This is a genomic window from Pseudomonas sp. TE3899 (assembly GCF_056279105.1).
In genome coordinates this window covers 4322496-4341963 of the sequence record NZ_JBWBQR010000001.1, presented here as the reverse complement: position 1 = coordinate 4341963, position 19468 = coordinate 4322496, and the positions used below count along the sequence as shown (strand labels likewise).

The window sequence follows — 19468 nt, the reverse complement described above, 5'->3', positions numbered from 1 at the left end:
GTGTGACGGCCACAAGCCATCTGTTTACCTATTTTTTATATTGAATCCTTAAAGGAGTGCGGCACATGTCAAAAGGGCATTCGCTACAAGACCCTTACTTGAATACTTTACGTAAAGAGAAAGTTGGGGTGTCCATCTACCTGGTCAACGGGATCAAACTGCAAGGCACGATCGAGTCTTTCGACCAGTTCGTCATCCTGCTGAAAAACACCGTTAGCCAGATGGTTTACAAGCACGCTATCTCGACAGTGGTACCGGTTCGTCCAATTCGTCTGCCTAGCGCAACCGAATCGGAAGCGGGTGACGCTGAGCCAGGTAACGCCTGATAGGAGTCTCCTTTGTTCTTTGAGCGCCACGGTGGTGGTGAACGAGTGATCCTCGTTCACTTGGATGGACAGGACCCTGAGGCGCGCGAAGATCCGCAGGAGTTTCAGGAATTGGCTAATTCGGCTGGCGCCGAGACCGTTGCGTTTTTTAACGTGCCGCGTCATCGGCCAACTGCCAAATTCCTGATTGGCAGCGGCAAGGTCGAGGAACTGCGCGACCTGGTCCATGCCAAAGAGGCCGATCTGGTCATCTTCAATCACATCCTCACGCCCAGTCAGGAACGTAACCTCGAACGTGTTTTCGAGTGTCGCGTGATCGACCGTACCGGTCTGATTCTCGATATTTTTGCCCAGCGCGCCCGTACCCATGAAGGCAAGCTCCAGGTCGAACTGGCCCAGCTTGACCACATGAGCACACGGCTGGTTCGTGGCTGGACTCACCTTGAGCGTCAGGGTGGCGGTATCGGTATGCGTGGCCCGGGTGAAACCCAGTTGGAAACCGACCGCCGTCTGCTGCGGGTTCGCCTGCGACAGATCAAGGGTCGGCTGGAAAAAGTGCGCAGTCAGCGGGAACAGTCGCGACGCGGCCGCACGCGTGCGGATATTCCTACCGTGTCTCTGGTGGGGTATACCAACGCCGGCAAATCCACGCTCTTCAATAACGTGACGAAATCCGACGTGTACGCGGCTGACCAGTTGTTCGCCACGCTGGACCCGACCTTACGCCGTCTGGAACTCGACGACCTGGGGCCGATTGTCCTGGCCGACACGGTGGGTTTCATCCGCCACTTGCCGCACAAACTGGTCGAGGCATTTCGGTCTACGCTCGAAGAGTCGAGCAACTCGGACCTGCTGTTGCACGTGATCGATGCGGCCGAACCGGATCGCATGTTGCAGATCGAGCAGGTGATGGTGGTGCTGGGCGAGATTGGAGCCCAGGACTTGCCGATCCTTGAGGTCTATAACAAACTCGATTTGCTTGAAGGCGTTGAGCCGCAAATCCAGCGTGATGAAAACGGCAAGCCCCAGCGGGTCTGGCTGTCGGCGCGTGATGGCAGTGGTCTGGAACTGCTTGAGCAAGCCATTGCCGAGTTGCTGGGCGGTGATTTGTTTGTTGGCACCTTGCGCTTACCGCAACGTTTTGCTCGACTGCGTGCGCAGTTTTTCGAACTCGGTGCGGTACAGAAAGAAGAACACGACGAAGAGGGCATCAGCCTGCTGGCCGTCCGCTTGCCTCGGGTCGAGTTGAATCGACTGGTGAGCCGCGAAGGCCTGCAACCGATGGACTTCCTCGAGCAACACACTTTGCAATAAAAGCCTGAGAAAGCGGTTGTGCCGTGGTGACAGGCATTCTGTAGCATTGGTCGGCGCGCCGTGGGTGCGTCTTTGCTTTATCAGATGGAGAGCGCTATGGCTTGGAATGAGCCGGGTGGCAACTCGAATAATCAGGATCCTTGGGGTGGCAAGCGCCGCAATAACGGCGACCGCAAGGGGCCACCGGATCTCGACGAGGCCTTCCGAAAGCTGCAGGAAAGCCTGAACGGGTTGTTCGGTGGTGGTAAAAAACGCGGTGATGACGGCGGTGGTTCGGGCAAGAGTGGCGGCTTCGGCGGCCTGCTCGGCATCGGCCTGGTCGTGCTCGCTGCCGTCTGGCTATACAGCGCGGTCTACGTGGTCGACGAGCAGGAGCAAGCCGTGGTGCTGCGCTTCGGCAAGTACTACGAAACCGTCGGCCCGGGCCTGAACATCTACTTCCCGCCGATCGACAAGAAGTACATGGAAAACGTCACGCGTGAGCGTTCGTACACCAAGCAAGGCCAGATGCTGACTGAAGACGAGAACATCGTCGAAGTGCCGCTGACCGTGCAGTACAAGATCAGCAACCTGCAGGACTTCGTGCTGAACGTCGACCAGCCGGAAATCAGCCTGCAGCAAGCGACCGACAGCGCCTTGCGCCACGTGGTGGGTTCCACCGCTATGGACCAGGTCCTGACCGAAGGTCGTGAGTTGATGGCCAGCGAAATCAAGGAACGTTTGCAGCGTTTCCTCGATACCTATCGCACCGGTATCACCGTCACCCAGGTCAACGTACAGAACGCAGCCGCACCGCGTGAAGTCCAGGAAGCCTTCGATGACGTGATCCGAGCCCGTGAAGACGAGCAGCGTTCGCGCAACCAGGCTGAAACCTACGCCAACGGCGTCGTGCCGGAAGCCCGTGGCCAGGCCCAGCGTATCCTTGAAGATGCCAACGGTTACCGCGACGAAACGGTCTCGCGCGCCAAGGGTGAGGCGGATCGCTTCACCAAGCTGGTCGCCGAGTACCGCAAGGCCCCTGAAGTTACCCGCGAGCGTCTGTACCTGGACACCATGCAAGAAGTCTTCACCAACACCAGCAAGGTTCTCGTGACCGGCAACAAGAATGGTCAGAGCAATCTGCTGTACTTGCCGCTGGACAAGATGATCGACAGTGGCCGCAGCACCAGCGCACCGGTAACGGGCGCGGCAGCCAGCAGCAATGAGGCGAATGCCCGTGCAGCCGCTGATCTGCAACAACAGCAAGCACGTACCAGGGAGAGTCGCTGATGAGCAATAAATCGCTGATCGCCCTTATTGTCTGCGTCGTCGTGGCGATCGCAGCCTGGAACTGCTTCTACATCGTGGGTCAGACCGAGCGTGCGGTAATGCTGCAATTCGGTCGTGTGGTCCAGACCGATGTTCAGCCGGGCCTGCATGTGAAGGTGCCTTACGTTAACCAGGTGCGCAAATTCGACGCACGCCTGATGACGCTGGATGCACCGACACAACGCTTCCTGACGCTGGAAAAGAAAGCCGTCATGGTCGATGCCTACGCCAAGTGGCGCGTGAAAGATGCCGAGCGCTTCTACACCGCGACCTCCGGTCTCAAGCAGATTGCCGATGAACGTCTGTCCCGTCGCCTGGAATCGGGCCTGCGTGACCAGTTTGGTAAGCGCACCCTGCACGAGGTGGTTTCCGGTGAACGTGACGCGCTGATGGCTGACATCACCGCTTCGCTGAACAAGATGGCGGAAAAAGAGCTGGGTATCGAGGTTGTCGATGTCCGGGTCAAGGCCATCGACCTGCCGAAAGAAGTAAACCGCAGCGTGTTCGAACGTATGAGCACCGAGCGTGAGCGTGAAGCTCGCGAGCACCGCGCCAAGGGTAACGAGCTGGCCGAAGGCATCCGTGCCGACGCCGATCGTCAACGCCGCGTGTTGCTGGCCGAAGCCTATCGTGAATCCGAAGAGGTTCGCGGTGACGGTGACGCCCAGGCGGCTTCGATCTACTCCAAGGCCTACGGCCAGGACCAGGAGTTCTACGCGTTCTACCGTAGCCTGCGTGCCTACCGTGAAAGCTTCGCGAACAAAACCGACGTCATGGTCCTGGACCCAGGCAGCGACTTCTTCCGTTACCTGGAAAAAGCCAAGCCTTGATACGGCGTTGACCTGAATCATCCCCCGCCTGGCGGCTAAAACCTCGGGCGGGGTGATCCTTTGGGAAAACGTGTGTATGATGCGGCAGCCGGGAAATTCCCGGCTTTTTTGCGTCTGCACGTTTGATTGTGGTTTTTTGCAGGCGCCCGAGTTGAATGACTCGACAGGTTTTTCGAGGAAAGTGGTTGGCGAAGCCGGTTTCAGGCTTTTCGCCACGTCGTTCATGCGCGTTGTTTGCACATGGGTCGATCATTTTCTGCTTCACTCAAGGCTCGCCCAACGGCTGGCCGCCCGGATCATAGGGGAATGGCGTAATGGCAACGGTAGACCGCTGGCTGCTGCCAGATGGCATCGAAGAAGTACTGCCACCAGAAGCGGCGCGCATTGAAGTCGCGCGTCGTCAGGTGTTGGATCTGTTCCAGAGCTGGGGTTACGAGTTTGTCGTGACTCCCCATATCGAGTACCTGGAATCCCTGCTGACCGGCGCGGGCCAGGACCTGGATCTGCGTACCTTCAAGGTCATCGACCCGCAATCGGGCCGGCAGATGGGTTTCCGTGCTGACATCACGCCGCAAGTGGCGCGCATCGATGCGCACACCCTGCGCCGCGAAGGTCCGAGCCGCCTGTGCTACGCCGGTAGCGTGCTGCATGCGCAGCCGCGGGCCTTGTCGTCGTCGCGCAGCCCGATCCAGTTGGGCGCCGAGTTGTACGGCGATGCCAGCCCGAGCAGCGACGTGGAAGTCATCAGCCTGATGCTGGCCATGCTGCAACTGGCCGATGTGCCGGATGTGCACATGGATCTCGGCCATGTCGGCATCTACCGTGGCCTCGCCCGCGCCGCCGGTTTGTCCGGTGAAACCGAGCAGCAATTGTTCGACGCATTGCAACGCAAGGCCATCGACGAGGTCATTACCTTGACCGAAGGCCTGCCCGCCGATCTGTCGGGCATGCTGCGGGCGTTGGTCGACCTGTGTGGTGGGCGTGAAGTATTGAGCGCTGCCCGTGAGCGCCTGGCCAATGCGCCGGCGCCGGTACTCGCTGCGCTGGAAGACTTGCTGGCTATCGCCGATCGTCTGTCCACGCGTTTCCCGGAATTACCGCTTTACTTCGATCTGGGTGAATTGCGCGGCTACCACTACCACACCGGTGTGGTGTTCGCCGTGTTCGTGCCGGGTGTTGGCCAGTCCATTGCCCAGGGCGGTCGTTACGACGACATCGGCGCCGACTTCGGTCGTGCCCGTCCAGCAACCGGCTTCTCCACCGATTTGAAAACCCTGGTGACCCTGGGGCGTGCTGAGATCGAGCTACCGTCTGGCGGTATCTGGATGCCTGACAGTACGGATGCGGCACTCTGGCAGCAGGTTTGCCAGTTGCGCAGTGAGGGTCAGCGTGTCGTCCAGGCATTGCCTGGGCAACCATTGGCCGCCGCCCGTGAAGCGGACTGCGACCGGCAATTGATTCAGCAGAACGGGCTTTGGCAAGTATTGCCGCTGGCTTCTTGAGTTTTCCTGCCGGCGGCTGCCGGCACCAAGTTTGCGCGAATGAGGACAAGTGTTATGGGTAAGAATGTCGTAGTCCTGGGCACCCAATGGGGTGATGAGGGCAAAGGCAAGATCGTTGATCTGCTGACCGAACATGCTGCCGCCGTAGTGCGCTACCAAGGTGGCCACAACGCGGGTCACACCCTGGTGATCGACGGCGAGAAAAACCGTCTTGCACCTGATCCCGTCGGGCGTGCTGCGCGAAGGCGTGCAGTGCCTGATCGGCAACGGCGTGGTGGTTGCACCGGACGCTCTGCTGCGCGAGATCATCAAGCTGGAAGAGAAAGGCGTACCGGTGCGTGAGCGCCTGCGTATCAGCCCGTCCTGCCCGCTGATCCTGTCCTATCACGTCGCGCTGGACCAGGCGCGTGAAAAGGCCCGTGGCGAGCTGAAGATCGGCACCACCGGTCGCGGCATCGGCCCGGCTTACGAAGATAAAGTTGCCCGTCGCGGCCTGCGCATCGGTGACCTGTTCCACCGTGAGCGTTTCGCCGCCAAGCTGGGCGAGTTGCTGGATTACCACAACTTCGTCCTGGTCAATTACTACAAAGAGCCAGCGATCGACTTCCAGAAGACACTCGACGAGTGCATGGAATACGCCGAGCTGCTCAAGCCGATGATGCTCGACGTCACCGCCGAGCTGCACGAGCTGCGTCGCGCTGGCAAAGACATCATGTTCGAAGGCGCCCAAGGCTCCCTGCTGGACATCGACCACGGTACCTACCCGTACGTCACCAGCTCCAACACCACCGCGGGCGGCATTGCCACCGGTTCGGGTTTCGGTCCGATGTACCTGGATTACATCCTCGGCATCACCAAGGCCTACACCACTCGCGTCGGTTCGGGTCCGTTCCCGACTGAGCTGTTCGACGACGTTGGCGCGTTCCTGGCCAAGCGTGGCCACGAGTTCGGTGCTACCACCGGCCGTGCCCGTCGTTGCGGCTGGTTCGATGCCGTCATCCTGCGTCGCGCTATCGACGTAAACAGCATCTCGGGCCTGTGCCTGACCAAGCTGGACGTGCTGGACGGCCTGGAAACCATCAACATCTGTGTCGGCTACAAGAACCAGGATGGTGCAGTGATCGACGCACCGACCGACGCCGACAGCTACATCGGCCTCGAGCCCGTGTACGAAGAGATGCCAGGCTGGACCGAATCCACCGTCGGTGCCAAGACCCTGGAAGAGCTGCCGCAAGCCGCTCGCAACTACATCAAACGCGTTGAAGAGTTGGTCGGTGCGCCGATTGACATTATTTCGACGGGCCCGGACCGCAACGAAACCATCGTTTTGCGCCATCCGTTCGCTTAATAAGTCGTTGATGTAAAACGCAAAGGCCCCTCATTTGGGGCCTTTGTCGTATCTGTCTGTCGGACGGCACGACCTTTGCTGTGATGTTGATTAAAAGCATCGCTTCCAGTGCGCCATCAATTTAATGGCGCTAAGCAGAGGGATTTTAAGTGTCAGCCATTCTCTCACTGTTACAAAGCCGTCTTCTGCGGCCTGTGTTCGTTACCCTTGGTATCGCCCTTTTGGTGCAAGTGCTGGTTGCCGTCGCCCTGACTCGGAGCACGGTGACTGCACTGGAAGCTGATCTCGGTGTACGCCTGGGGGCTGACAGTCAAAAGCTCTCCGGTGAACTGGAGCAGGCGGGGCGTGAAGTCACGTCGAGCCTGGACAGCCTGTCGACCAACACCCGTCAACGGCTCACTGCCGGTTTGTCCTCGCGTCTGAAGGACGAGCAGGCGCAGTTGCGTGGGACATTGGAAAAAGACCTGAAGGACTCCGCCAATGACATGGCGCAGCTACTGGCTTCGGTCGCACCTCGCGCCATGTGGGACAGCGACGTTCCAACCCTGTCCGAATTCGCCCGCCGGGCCCAGCGCAATCCCAACGTGTTGTTCGTGATCTACGACGACGCCACTGGCCAGCACCTGACGCGTTATTTGAACCGTGAGAACCCGATCAACAAGGCGCTGCTGGAGAAAGGCCAGGGCGAGCGCGCTCTGGACAAAGTGCTGGATGCGGCGAAGCACGATCCATCGGTCTACTACCTCGAAGCTTCGATCAGCCCCAATGGCGTGGAAATCGGCAAAGTCTTGATGGGCGTCTCCACGGCGTCGGTGGAAGTCGACCTGGCGGCCCTCGACAAGCGCTTCTCGGCGCTGATCGCCAGCAGTGATCAACTGGTCGGCGACAGCCTCAAAGGCGCGGCGGCGGACAGCGCAGCAGCGATGGGCGCGCGTCTGAAGTCGGCGCAGTCCACGGCTTCGCAAATGCAGGCCAATACCACCAGCACCGTGCAGGAAGCGGCGGGCACCTTGCGCTGGCGCATCGGCATGGGCCTGGCGGTGGTGGGTTTCGGCGTATTGCTGTTGCTGGCCGTGGTGCTGGGGCGTCGTGTGGTCAATCGCCTGAAGCTGCTGATTGCGGCCATGGATGATCTGGCGGCGGGCGAGGGTGACCTGACCAAGCGTGTGCAGATCAACAGCAAGGACGAAATCGGCGACATGGCTTCGGCAGTCAATCGCTTTGTGGATAAGTTGCAGCCGATCGTGCGCGAAGCGGGCGACGTGGCTCAGCGTACTGGCGTGGAAATCGGCGCCATGACCTTGCGCAATGCCGGGGCCGATAAAGCGGCGGGCATGCAGCGTGATGAAGTCGCCGAGAGCCTGCGTGCGTTGTCGCAAATGGCCGATGAAGCGCAATCGGAAAGCCATGCGATGCAGGCCGCCTTGCAGCAAGTGGTGGATATCCGTTCGGCGACTGATGAGAACACCCGGACTTCGGCCAAGGTCGGCAGCCTGATCGAGGCGTTGGCCGGCCAGGTCGATACCGGCGCGAAAGTTATCGAGCGTCTGGCGCAGCAGAGTGAACAAATTGAAGTGGTGTTGACGGTGATTCACGGGATCGCCGAGCAAACCAACCTGCTGGCGCTGAACGCGGCCATCGAAGCGGCGCGGGCGGGCGAGACCGGTCGCGGGTTTGCCGTGGTGGCGGACGAAGTGCGGGCGCTGGCGAGCAAGACGCAAAGCTCTACTGGCGATATCCAGGCGCATATCGTCGCCTTGCAGCAAGGTGCGCGTGAGGCCGTTGCCGCGATTGGGCAGGCCGGGCGTCAGGCCAGTGAAGGTTTGCTGGTGTTGCGTGACAGCGCGCGGTTGCAGCAGTCGGTGCAGGCCTCGGTCGAGCAAGTGCATGCGGCAATCGGCCTGGCGACCCAGGCAGCGGCGCATCAGGCGCAAGGTGCGCAAGCGGTGCGGGGTCGGGTTGAGACGATTCATGCACAGGCGGAGAAAGCGGCTCAGGCGGTGGTGGAAACCACGGCCAGCGGCAAAGTGCTGGATGGGTTGGCGGCGCAGTTGAAGGCGAGCCTGGGGCAGTTCAGGGCTTAGGATTTGTATTGACGGGGCTGGCGCCTTCGCGGGCAAGCCTCGCTCCTACAGGGGATTGCGTGATCCTTGTAGGAGCGAGGCTTGCCCGCGAAGCTTTTCAACGGCTCAAATACATTCGAGTTGTTAACAGGTACACCGGCAACCCCGACACCAAAATCAACAACGCCGCATAAGGCGCTGCCGCCGCAAACTCCACGTTCGCGGTATGCGCCCACACTTCCGTCGCCAACGTATTCAGCCCGGTCGGGCTCAGCAGCAGCGTCGCCGTCAGTTCCTTCATCGCATCCAGAAACACCAGCGCAAACGCCGCGCCCAATGCGGGGAAGATGATCGGCAAGGTTACCCGGCAAAACGCGCTGAAAGACGACGCGCCCAGCGTGCGGGCCGCCTCTTCCAGTTGCGGTGCTGCCTTGTTCAGTGCCGTACGAATCGGCGCCTGGGCCAGCGGCAGAAACAGCAGCGCATAAGCGATCAGCAGCAACGTCGACGTCTGGTACAGCGCCGGCACGTAGTGCAGGGCGAAATACACCAGGGTCAGCGCAATCACCAGGCCGGGGAGCGCGTGCAGCAGATACGGCAAGCGCTCGGCCCAGATTGCCAATTGGCCTTTGTAGCGCACCACCAGCAAGCCCACAGGCACTGCCAGCACCAGGCACAACGCTGCGCCGCCCAGCGACAGCGCGAGCGACGACAGCAACGCTTCGCTGATCGCCGCCACCGGGAAGGCTGCTGACGAGCCGACTGCCAGCCAATACGCCAACATCCCCAGCGGAATGCCGCTGCCAATGATCGCCAGCGCCAGGCAGTAAACCTGTCCGGCGGCGGCCCACGGCCCTAATCGAACTTGTTCTGCATGTCGCGCGGCGCCTTGGCCGGTCCGCACATGTCGACCCTTGCCACGCACTCGCAGCTCCAGCCACAGCAGCACCAGGCACAGCGCCAGAAGCACCGCCGACAGCATCGCCGCATTGGCGTTGTTGAATTCCAGTTCGAACTGTTGATAGATCGCCGTGGTGAAGGTTTGCAGGCCGATGATCGACAGCGCGCCGAATTCCACCAGCATGTGCAGCGCAATCAGCAGTGAGCCGGCCAGCAAGGACGGCCAGAGTAGTGGCAAGGTGATGCGGAAAAACACGCCCCAACGATTCTGCCCCAGGGTGCGGGCGGATTCTTCCAGCGAGGGATCAAGATTGCGCAGGGTCGCCGCCACTGGCAGAAACACCAGCGGATACTTGGACAGGGTCATCACCAGAATCGCCCCGCCTAACCCTTCGAAGTGCGAGCTGAGGGACACCCAGGTAAAGCTGCTGACGAATGCCGGAACGGCAAACGGCAAGCACAGGATCACACCCCAGATTCGCCGGCCCTTCAGATTGCTGCGCTCCAGCAGCCAGGCCAGGGACAACCCGATCACCCCGCAAGCCAGCGTCACGCCAATCATCAGCGACAACGTGTTGCGCAGCAGGCCAAACACATACGGCCGCCAAAGCAAATGCAGCGCCTCGGCCCAGCCCGCCTGCCAGGTCTTGAGCCCGACATAGGCCAGCGGCAACAGGCTGAGCACCACCAGCAGCAACACCGGCAGCAGCAACCAGATCGGCGGCCGTTTACGCCGTGGCACGTAACGCCCGCGCGAGGCGGGGGCGGATAGCGATGCGCTCATCAGTTCAAGCCAACGTCACGTTCCAGGTCCAGGGCTTCTTCGGCGTTGCCGAGGTCGGCCGGGGTGACTTTCGGCGCTTGGAGTTCGCTGAACGGCTTGAGCCCGCGATCCGATTCCATGCCTTTGTGCAGCGGGTATTCGGCGGTGGTCTGGGTGATCACGCGCTGACCTTCTTCGCTGGCCATGTAGGCGAGCAATTGCTGGGCTTCTTTTGGATGCTTGCTGGATTTCAGCACGGCGGCGCTGGAAACGGTGATCAAGCCACCGACATCGCCGCCGGTGAAGTAATGCAGTTTCGAATCGAGCTGGCCTTTTTCGCGCTGCAAGGCGAACCAGTAGTAGTTGTTCACCAATACGGTGGCGACTTCGCCGTTTTCCACGGCTTTGAGCGCAACCATGTTGTTGCTGTAGATCTTGCCGAACGCGCGCAGGCCAGTCAGCCATTCTTCGGCAGCGTCCATACCGTGGGTCTTGATGATCGCCACGGCTTGTTCCTGGAAGGCGCCGCTGGTGGGTACGAAGCCGACCTTGCCTTGCCATTTTGGATCGGAGAATTCCATCACCGATTTGGGCAGGTCTTTTTCGTCGATCAGTTTCGGGTTGAAGGCGACCACGCGGACCCGGGCGGTGATGCCGATCCAAGTGCCATTGCCGGCGACATAGTCTTTTGGCAGGACAGCCAGGGTGGCGGCGTCGGTCTGGGCCAGCAGGCCTTGTTCGCCGAGTTTGTTCAGCGGCGGCGATTCTTCGGTGTAGATCACGTCGGCGGGGGAGCGGTCGCCTTCTTCGACGACCTGGCTGGCGAGCTGGTTGCTGCTGCCCTTGCGCACATTGACGTGAATCCCGGTCTTGGCTTCGAAGGCTTTGGCGACAGCGTCACCGACTTCCTTGTGTTGGCCGTTGTAGAGTGTCAGGGAAACCGGGTCGGCGGCTTGGGTGAGGGGAGTGGCGAGTGCCAGGCCGAGCAGGGTAAAGGTCAGACTACGGCGCAGGGTATTTCGAAACGTCATTCGCAGGGTTCCTCACTGTCGCATTGCAAAAACTTGCAACAATGATAAACGATATTGTTTCTCAAGTGCGCTTCGCGGGCCGTATGCCTGACCTGTAGGGGCAAGGCTTGCCCGCGATGGCGATCTCAAGGGCGCCATCGCGAGCAAGCTTTGCTCCTACAGGGATGCATCCGGATTTTGGGAGGTCAGAAACGCAAAAACCCGCTTTCGCGGGTTTTTGTGAAATTCCAGATCGACTCTGAAATTTGAATTGGTGCCCAGAAGAAGACTCGAACTTCCACGACCTTGCGGTCACCAGCACCTGAAGCTGGCGTGTCTACCAATTTCACCATCTGGGCAGTATCAGCAACGTCGCCGCTGTTGATGTGGCGCACTATACGGAGCGCTTCTAAATCTGTAAACCCCTGATTTGGTTTTAATAAATCAGAAGCCCTGAATGCAAAAAACCCGCTTTCGCGGGTTTTTGTGTGAGCCTTGAAATTGATCTAATCTCAAGCTCTAAATTGGTGCCCAGAAGAAGACTCGAACTTCCACGACCTTGCGGTCACCAGCACCTGAAGCTGGCGTGTCTACCAATTTCACCATCTGGGCAGTATCGGCAACGCTAGTGCGTCGTCGATGGCGCGCACTATACGGAGCGTCTTTTTAACTGTAAACCCCTGTCGCTAAAAAAACCTGGAAAATTTCGCCAGCGGCATTTAAATCAGCTTTGCGGTGTCAATAAAGGGCTTTAGATGGGCTGTCACAGTCTGAAATTTCCCGTTTCATTACGCCTATGCCAAACTAACCCGCATATAGACAAGGTGAAAACTCTCTAATGGCCGATTGGCAGTCCCTCGATCCCGAGGCCGCTCGTGAAGCGGAAAAATATGAAAACCCTATTCCTAGCCGCGAATTGATCCTTCAGCACCTTGCTGATCGAGGTTCGCCTGCTAACCGCGAGCAGCTGGTCGAGGAGTTTGGTCTGACCACAGAAGACCAGATCGAAGCCCTGCGTCGCCGCCTGCGCGCCATGGAGCGCGACGCTCAACTCATCTATACCCGTCGCGGCACCTATGCGCCTGTGGATAAGCTCGACCTGATCCTGGGCCGCATCAGCGGTCACCGTGACGGTTTCGGCTTCCTGGTGCCGGACGACGGCAGTGACGACCTGTTCATGAGCCCGGCGCAAATGCGTCTGGTGTTCGACGGTGACCGTGCACTGGCACGTGTTTCCGGCCTGGACCGTCGCGGTCGCCGCGAAGGCATGATCGTCGAAGTCGTTTCCCGTGCCCACGAGACCATCGTCGGCCGTTACTTCGAAGAGGGCGGTATCGGCTTCGTGGTTGCCGACAATCCGAAGATCCAGCAGGAAGTGCTGGTTACGCCGGGTCGCAATGCCAATGCCGATATCGGTCAGTTCGTCGAAGTGAAGATCACTCACTGGCCGACGCCACGCTTCCAGCCGCAAGGCGACGTGGTTGAAGTCGTGGGCAACTACATGGCGCCGGGCATGGAAATCGATGTCGCCCTGCGCGCATACGATATCCCGCATGTATGGCCTGAGGCGGTGTTGAAAGAAGCCGCCAAGCTCAAGCCTGAAGTCGAAGAAAAAGACAAAGAGAAGCGCATCGACCTGCGCCATCTGCCGTTCGTGACCATCGACGGTGAAGATGCGCGCGACTTCGATGACGCGGTGTATTGCGAATCCAAGCCAGGCAAGCTGCGCCTGTTCTCCGGTGGCTGGAAGTTGTACGTGGCGATTGCCGACGTCTCCAGCTACGTGAAGATCGGTTCGGCGCTGGACAACGAATCCCAGGTTCGCGGCAACTCGGTGTACTTCCCCGAGCGCGTCGTGCCGATGCTGCCTGAGCAGCTGTCCAACGGCCTGTGCTCGCTGAATCCGCACGTCGATCGTTTGGCCATGGTTTGTGAGATGACCATCTCCAAATCCGGCGAGATGACCGACTACTGCTTCTATGAAGCGGTGATTCACTCCCACGCTCGCCTGACCTACAACAAAGTCAGCGCGATGCTCGAAACGCCGAAACTCACCGAAGCCCGTCAGCTTCGCGGCGAGTACACCGACGTTCTGCCGCACCTCAAGCAGCTTTACGCGCTATACAAAGTGTTGCTGGGCGCTCGTCACGTGCGTGGCGCGATCGATTTCGAAACCCAGGAAACCCGGATCATCTTCGGCACCGAGCGCAAGATTGCCGAGATTCGTCCGACCGTGCGTAACGATGCGCACAAACTGATCGAGGAATGCATGCTCGCGGCCAACGTGGCCACGGCTGAATTCCTGAAGAAACACGAAATTCCTGCGCTGTATCGCGTGCACAACGGTCCGCCACCGGAGCGTCTGGAAAAACTGCGCGCCTTCCTCGGTGAACTCGGCCTGTCCCTGCACAAAGGCAAGGACGGCCCGTCGCCGAAGGATTACCAGGCATTGCTGGCGAGCATCAAGGACCGTCCGGATTTCCACCTGATCCAGACCGTCATGCTGCGTTCGTTGAGCCAGGCGGTGTATAGCGCCGATAACCAGGGCCACTTTGGCCTGAATTACGAAGCCTATACCCACTTCACCTCGCCGATTCGCCGCTACCCGGACTTGCTCACGCACCGGGCGATCCGCAGCGTGATCCATTCCAAGCAAGACACGCCGCACGTTCGCCGTGCCGGCGCGATGACCATTCCGAAAGCGCGGATCTATCCGTACGACGAGGCGGCCCTGGAGCAACTCGGCGAGCAGTGCTCGATGAGCGAGCGCCGTGCCGACGAAGCGACCCGCGACGTAGTGAACTGGCTCAAGTGCGAGTTCATGAAAGACCGCGTGGGCGAGTCGTTCCCGGGTGTGATCACCGCCGTGACCGGTTTCGGCCTGTTCGTCGAACTGACCGACATCTACGTCGAAGGCCTGGTGCACGTCACCGCGCTGCCGGGGGATTACTACCACTTCGATCCTGTGCACCACCGCCTCGCCGGTGAACGTACCGGTCGCAGCTTCCGCCTGGGCGACACCGTTGAAGTGCGCGTGATGCGCGTTGACCTCGATGAACGCAAGATCGACTTCGAGATGGCTGAAAAGACCATCAGCGCGCCGATCGGTCGCAAGAAACGTGGCACTGAAACCACTGCACCTGCGGCTTCTGCTGCAAAAACAGGCGCCAAAACCGCTGCAGAGCCGGCCCCGGCAAAAACCGGTCGTCGTCCTGCCAAGGAAAAAGCGCCCGAAGCCTATCGCCCAAGCGATGCGGCGGCAAAAAACGCCGAGCTGCGCAAAAGCCGTGAACTGAAGCAGGCGTTGCTGTCTGAAGCGAAAAGCGGCGGTAAAGCGGCGTCTGGGGGAAAGACCGGACGGTCGGTGCCTGAAAAGGCTTCCGGCAGCAAGCCGAGCAAACACCGTAAAGGCCCGCCAAAAGCGGGCTCGGCCCCAGCCAAAAGCGGCGGGGCGCGTAAACCTAAGGCCAAGTCATGAGTCAGTTGGAAAAAATCTACGGCGTGCACGCGGTAGAAGCATTGCTGCGTCACCACCCGAAACGCGTCAAGCAGATCTGGCTGGCTGAAGGCCGCAGCGAGCCGCGTGTACAGGCGCTGATCGCGCTGGCGAATGAAAATCGCGTGCCCGTCGGCAACGCTGAACGTCGTGAACTCGATGCCTGGGTTGATGGCGTGCACCAGGGCGTGGTGGCGGACGTGAGTCCGAGCCAGGTCTGGGGCGAGGCAATGCTCGACGAACTGCTCGATCGCTCCGAAGGCGCACCGCTGTTGCTGGTGCTCGACGGCGTGACCGACCCGCACAACCTCGGCGCTTGCCTGCGTTCGGCCGATGCGGCCGGTGCGTTGGCGGTAATCGTGCCGAAGGACAAGTCAGCCACCCTGACCCCAACGGTGCGTAAAGTGGCCTGCGGCGCGGCGGAAGTGATTCCGTTGGTGGCCGTGACCAACCTGGCGCGCACCCTGGAAAAGCTTAAGCAGCGTGGCTTGTGGGTTGTCGGCACGGCGGGCGAGGCTGAGCAGAGTCTGTATCAGCAAGACATGACCGGCCCGACCATCCTGATCATGGGCGCCGAAGGCAGCGGCATGCGTCGCCTGACTCGCGATCTGTGTGACTATCTGGTGCACCTGCCGATGGCCGGTAGCGTCAGCAGTCTCAACGTTTCCGTGGCGACTGGCGTTTGCCTGTTCGAGGCCCAGCGCCAGCGCAGCGTGAAGGCGAGCGCTTCGCGCAAGTCCTAAGCGTCAAGCTGCAAGCCTCAAGCTAAAAGCAGCCTGCTTGCAGCTTGAGGCTCGAAGCTTGCAGGCTGCTGTTCAAATAATCACCAATTGCCTTGCACCTCTTCTGTCCCTTCTCTACAATTGCGCCCCTTGCTGTGACGGCAGGCACGCATGTGTCTATCGCAAGCAAGTCCATAAGTGTCATTCACTCCTTGTCTGACCGTTTTTGAACGGCAGGCTACAACCCGTAAGGAGCATTCATGCGTCATTACGAAATCATCTTTTTGGTCCACCCGGATCAAAGCGAGCAAGTCGGCGGCATGGTAGAGCGTTACACCAAGCTGATCGAAGAAGACGGCGGCAAAATCCACCGTCTGGAAGATTGGGGCCGTCGTCAACTGGCCTATGCAATCAACAATGTTCACAAGGCTCACTACGTGATGCTGAACGTTGAATGCACTGGCAAGGCCCTGGCCGAGCTGGAAGACAACTTCCGCTACAACGATGCAGTGATCCGTAACCTGGTCATCCGTCGCGAAGAAGCCGTTACCGGCCAATCCGAGATGCTCAAGGCTGAAGAAAACCGCAGTGAGCGCCGTGAGCGTCGCGACCGTCCTGAGCACTCCGACGCCGAAGGCGTTGACAGTGATGACAGCGACAACAGCGATAACGCTGACGAGTAATCCACGGACCTTTTGAGGAGCCTATTACATGGCACGTTTCTTCCGTCGTCGTAAATTCTGCCGCTTCACCGCTGAAGACGTGAAAGAGATCGATTACAAAGATCTCAACACTCTGAAAGCCTACGTATCCGAGACCGGCAAAATCGTTCCAAGCCGTATCACCGGTACCAAAGCACGTTATCAGCGTCAGCTGGCCACCGCTATCAAGCGCGCCCGCTTCCTGGCCCTGCTGGCCTACACCGACAGCCACGGCCGCTGAGACCGGGCAGTCGACAAGTAAGTAAGGGATCGAATGCATGCGTGCCTTAGCTGAATTCATCATGCGGGGACGGGTGCAGGCCACGCTGGTTGTGGCCGGATCTGCGGCATTGCCGCTGTTGTTCTGGTTGAGTGCCGCTGCAGGTTGCCTTGTGCTCCTGCGGCGCGGTTCGGACGCCTTGAGCGTCCTGGGTCTGGGAGTGTTGTCAGCGTTAGTGAGCTGGCACTACCTGCATGACCCGACGGCATTAATCGTGCTGCTCGGGACTTGCAGTCTGGCGTTGGTTTTACGCGCCGGCCATTCCTGGAATCGCGTGCTGCTGGTCAGCGTGGTCGTGGGAGTGTTATTTGCGGTGATTCTGGGGACTGTATTCAGTTCCTTCATCGAGTCACTAGCGCAGACGTTTGAACAAGTCCTGCCGCTGGCGATGGGTGAGGTCTACGAGAAGTTTTCGGCAGACCAGAAAGCGTTTCTCACGGCATTGGCTGTTCCACTGTCGATCATTTCAACTGCGGTTTCGTTGCAGGTTTTTAGCGTGCTGTGCCTGATTCTTGGGCGCTATTGGCAGGCGTTGTTGTATAACCCCGGCGGTTTTGGTCGCGAGTTTCGCGCCATCCGACTGCCCAAAGGCGTTGCGCTGTCGCTGCTGGCCGTCATGTGTGTTGCCCCGTTTTTCGGGTTGCATGCCTTGATCCTGTTGCCGTTGTGCAGCGTACCGCTGTTTTTCGCCGGTCTGGCCCTGATTCATGGGTTGGTGGCGCAGAAACGGTTGGCCGGTTTCTGGCTGGTGGGGATATACGTCACGCTCGTGCCTTTCATGCACTTGCTCGGTCCGTTACTGGTGGTCTTGGCCATCGTCGACAGCCTGATTGATTTTCGCGGTCGTCTCGCGTCGAAAGACGCCGATAACGCGAACGGTGAAGGTTAAAAGTTAAGAGGATTTTCACATGCAACTGATCCTTCTGGAAAAAGTCACCAACCTGGGCAACCTGGGTGACAAAGTGAACGTTAAGGCTGGTTACGGTCGTAACTACCTGCTGCCTTACGGCAAAGCTACCGCTGCGACCGCTGCCAACGTGGCTGCGTTCGAAGAGCGTCGCGCTGAGCTGGAAAAAGCCGCAGCAGACCGTAAGACTTCGGCTGAAAACCGCGCCGCCCAACTGGCTGAGCTGGAAGTGACTATCACTGCCACCGCTGGTGACGAAGGCAAGCTGTTCGGTTCGATCGGTACTCACGACATCGCTGATGCACTGACCGCCTCCGGCGTTGAAGTGGCAAAAAGCGAAGTTCGTCTGCCGAACGGCACCATCCGCAACGTAGGCGAATTCGACGTAGCCGTGCACCTGCACGCTGAAGTTGAAGCCACCGTACGCGTTGTCGTGGTAGCAGCTTAAGCAGCACTTGTCGGCTGGCACCCTCGGGTGCTTGCCGGTAACATCGGGCACGATCCTGTTTACAGGTCGTGCCCTTTGTCTTTCTGCAGTTCCTGATTTTCACAAACCTATTCAAGTGGCCATGAACGATATCTCCGCTCCTGAGCAATACGATCTGCAAACCGCTGCCCTGAAGGTGCCACCGCACTCCATCGAAGCCGAACAGGCTGTGCTCGGTGGTTTGATGCTGGACAACAACGCCTGGGAACGCGTGCTCGATCAAGTGTCGGACGGCGACTTCTATCGGCATGACCACCGCCTGATCTTCCGTGCCATCGCCAAACTGGCGGACATGAACTCGCCCATCGACGTCGTAACCCTGGCCGAGCAATTGGACAAGGAAGGTCAGACTTCGCAAGTGGGTGGCCTCGGTTACCTCGGTGAACTGGCGAAAAACACGCCGTCCGTCGCGAACATCAAGGCCTATGCCCAGATCGTCCGCGCGCGGGCCACCTTGCGCCAACTGATCGGCATCGCCTCGGAAATCGCCGACAGTGCCTTCAACCCCGAAGGCCGTACCGCAGAAGAAATTCTCGACGAAGCCGAACGGCAGATCTTCCAGATCGCCGAGGCCCGGCCAAAAACCGGCGGCCCGGTGAGCGTGAATGACCTGCTGACCAAGGCCATCGACCGCATCGACACCTTGTTCAACACTGACAACGCCATTACCGGCCTGTCCACCGGCTACACCGACCTCGACGGCATGACCAGCGGCCTGCAACCGTCTGACCTGATCATCGTCGCCGGCCGTCCGTCCATGGGTAAAACCACCTTTGCGATGAACCTGGTGGAAAACGCCGTGTTGCGCAGCGACAAGTGCGTCCTGGTTTACTCGCTGGAGATGCCAGGTGAATCGCTGATCATGCGTATGTTGTCGTCCCTGGGCCGCATCGACCAGACCAAGGTCCGGGCCGGTCGCCTCGACGACGACGATTGGCCGCGCCTGACGTCGGCGGTCAATTTGCTCAACGATCGCAAGCTGTTCATCGACGATACGGCGGGTATCAGTCCCTCGGAGATGCGCGCGCGGACCCGACGCCTGGTGCGCGAGCACGGCGATGTCGCCCTGATCATGATCGACTACCTGCAATTGATGCAGATTCCAGGTTCCGGCGGCGATAACCGGACCAACGAGATTTCCGAAATCTCCCGTTCCTTGAAAGCCCTGGCCAAGGAATTCAACTGCCCGGTGGTGGCGCTGTCGCAGCTCAACCGTTCCCTGGAGCAGCGACCGAACAAACGTCCGATCAACTCCGACCTCCGGGAATCCGGAGCGATCGAGCAGGATGCTGACGTGATCATGTTCGTGTACCGGGATGAGGTGTATCACCCGGAGACCGAACACAAGGGCATCGCCGAGATCATCATCGGTAAACAGCGGAACGGCCCGATCGGCACGTCGCGCCTGGCGTTTATCGGTAAGTACACCCGTTTTGAGAACCTGGCGCCGGGTAGCTACAACTTCGACGACGAATAAGATATTCGGCGTTTGATAGGGCCTCATCGCGGGC

Annotated in this window: 15 protein-coding genes, 2 tRNA genes and 1 pseudogene; 14 read left to right on the top strand and 4 right to left on the bottom strand. The window is 59.6% G+C overall.

The genetic code is table 11. The features are described from left to right. Positions 1-65: 65 nt before the first annotated feature. From hfq to ACZ89E_RS19775, 7 genes and pseudogenes are all read left to right on the top strand, one after another. The gene (gene hfq / locus ACZ89E_RS19805; protein WP_007902656.1) at positions 66-326 is read left to right on the top strand and encodes an RNA chaperone Hfq; all 261 of its coding nucleotides are present in this window, start codon (positions 66-68) and stop codon (positions 324-326) included. Positions 327-338: 12 nt separating this feature from the next. Then, positions 339-1640 (top strand): ribosome rescue GTPase HflX, encoded by a 1302-nt coding sequence (hflX, locus tag ACZ89E_RS19800; protein WP_149662216.1) that lies wholly within the window; start codon positions 339-341, stop codon positions 1638-1640. Positions 1641-1736: 96 nt separating this feature from the next. Further along, a complete protein-coding gene (gene hflK, locus ACZ89E_RS19795) occupies positions 1737-2909 on the top strand; it encodes an FtsH protease activity modulator HflK (protein WP_054053363.1) in 1173 nt (390 codons plus the stop codon). Then, positions 2909-3778, top strand: coding sequence for a protease modulator HflC (hflC, locus tag ACZ89E_RS19790; RefSeq protein ID WP_149662217.1), 870 nt, complete (start codon positions 2909-2911; stop codon positions 3776-3778). The genes hflK and hflC overlap by 1 nt, the downstream gene beginning before the upstream one ends. Positions 3779-4092: 314 nt before the next feature. Continuing rightward, complete coding sequence (locus ACZ89E_RS19785) at positions 4093-5280, top strand: ATP phosphoribosyltransferase regulatory subunit (RefSeq protein ID WP_133839431.1); 1188 nt, start codon at positions 4093-4095, stop codon at positions 5278-5280. Positions 5281-5334: 54 nt separating this feature from the next. Further along, a pseudogene (locus ACZ89E_RS19780) lies at positions 5335-6628 on the top strand (adenylosuccinate synthase). Positions 6629-6777: 149 nt separating this feature from the next. Further along, complete coding sequence (locus tag ACZ89E_RS19775) at positions 6778-8712, top strand: methyl-accepting chemotaxis protein (RefSeq protein ID WP_476256291.1); 1935 nt, start codon at positions 6778-6780, stop codon at positions 8710-8712. A 97-nt stretch (positions 8713-8809) separates the two neighbouring features. On the opposite strand, the gene ACZ89E_RS19770 is transcribed toward ACZ89E_RS19775, so the two are convergent. The 4 genes from ACZ89E_RS19770 to ACZ89E_RS19755 all read right to left on the bottom strand — a co-directional run bounded on the left by ACZ89E_RS19770 (position 8810) and on the right by ACZ89E_RS19755 (position 11976). Beyond that, complete coding sequence (locus tag ACZ89E_RS19770; RefSeq protein ID WP_476256290.1) at positions 8810-10375, bottom strand: ABC transporter permease; 1566 nt, start codon at positions 10373-10375, stop codon at positions 8810-8812. Next, on the bottom strand, positions 10375-11385 hold the full coding sequence (locus ACZ89E_RS19765) for an extracellular solute-binding protein (protein WP_463259239.1): 1011 nt from the start codon (positions 11383-11385) through the stop codon (positions 10375-10377). The genes ACZ89E_RS19770 and ACZ89E_RS19765 overlap by 1 nt, the downstream gene beginning before the upstream one ends. 251 nt (positions 11386-11636) lie before the next feature. Further along, positions 11637-11723 (bottom strand) — tRNA-Leu (locus ACZ89E_RS19760). Between the two features lie 166 nt (positions 11724-11889). Beyond that, positions 11890-11976, bottom strand: a tRNA-Leu gene (locus tag ACZ89E_RS19755). 226 nt (positions 11977-12202) lie between these two features. Here ACZ89E_RS19755 and rnr point away from each other — a divergent pair. The 7 genes from rnr (at position 12203) to dnaB (ending at position 19434) form a co-directional block, all read left to right on the top strand. After that, on the top strand, positions 12203-14842 hold the full coding sequence (gene rnr, locus ACZ89E_RS19750) for a ribonuclease R (RefSeq protein ID WP_476256289.1): 2640 nt from the start codon (positions 12203-12205) through the stop codon (positions 14840-14842). Further along, positions 14839-15603, top strand: coding sequence for a 23S rRNA (guanosine(2251)-2'-O)-methyltransferase RlmB (gene rlmB / locus ACZ89E_RS19745; protein ID WP_149662222.1), 765 nt, complete (start codon positions 14839-14841; stop codon positions 15601-15603). Before rnr ends, rlmB begins: the two co-directional genes overlap by 4 nt. A 239-nt stretch (positions 15604-15842) precedes the next feature. After that, a complete protein-coding gene (rpsF, locus tag ACZ89E_RS19740; protein ID WP_007939579.1) occupies positions 15843-16265 on the top strand; it encodes a 30S ribosomal protein S6 in 423 nt (140 codons plus the stop codon). Positions 16266-16293: 28 nt separating this feature from the next. Continuing rightward, positions 16294-16524: a 30S ribosomal protein S18 gene (rpsR, locus tag ACZ89E_RS19735; protein WP_002551829.1), complete on the top strand. Its 231-nt coding sequence runs from the start codon at positions 16294-16296 to the stop codon at positions 16522-16524. A 37-nt stretch (positions 16525-16561) separates the two neighbouring features. Continuing rightward, complete coding sequence (locus ACZ89E_RS19730; protein WP_149662223.1) at positions 16562-17452, top strand: YybS family protein; 891 nt, start codon at positions 16562-16564, stop codon at positions 17450-17452. Between the two features lie 19 nt (positions 17453-17471). Then, positions 17472-17918, top strand: a complete 447-nt coding sequence (gene rplI, locus ACZ89E_RS19725) for a 50S ribosomal protein L9 (RefSeq protein WP_054044100.1) — start codon at positions 17472-17474, stop codon at positions 17916-17918. Positions 17919-18039: 121 nt separating this feature from the next. Then, positions 18040-19434 (top strand): replicative DNA helicase, encoded by a 1395-nt coding sequence (dnaB, locus tag ACZ89E_RS19720; RefSeq protein WP_054044099.1) that lies wholly within the window; start codon positions 18040-18042, stop codon positions 19432-19434. Positions 19435-19468 lie beyond the last annotated feature (34 nt).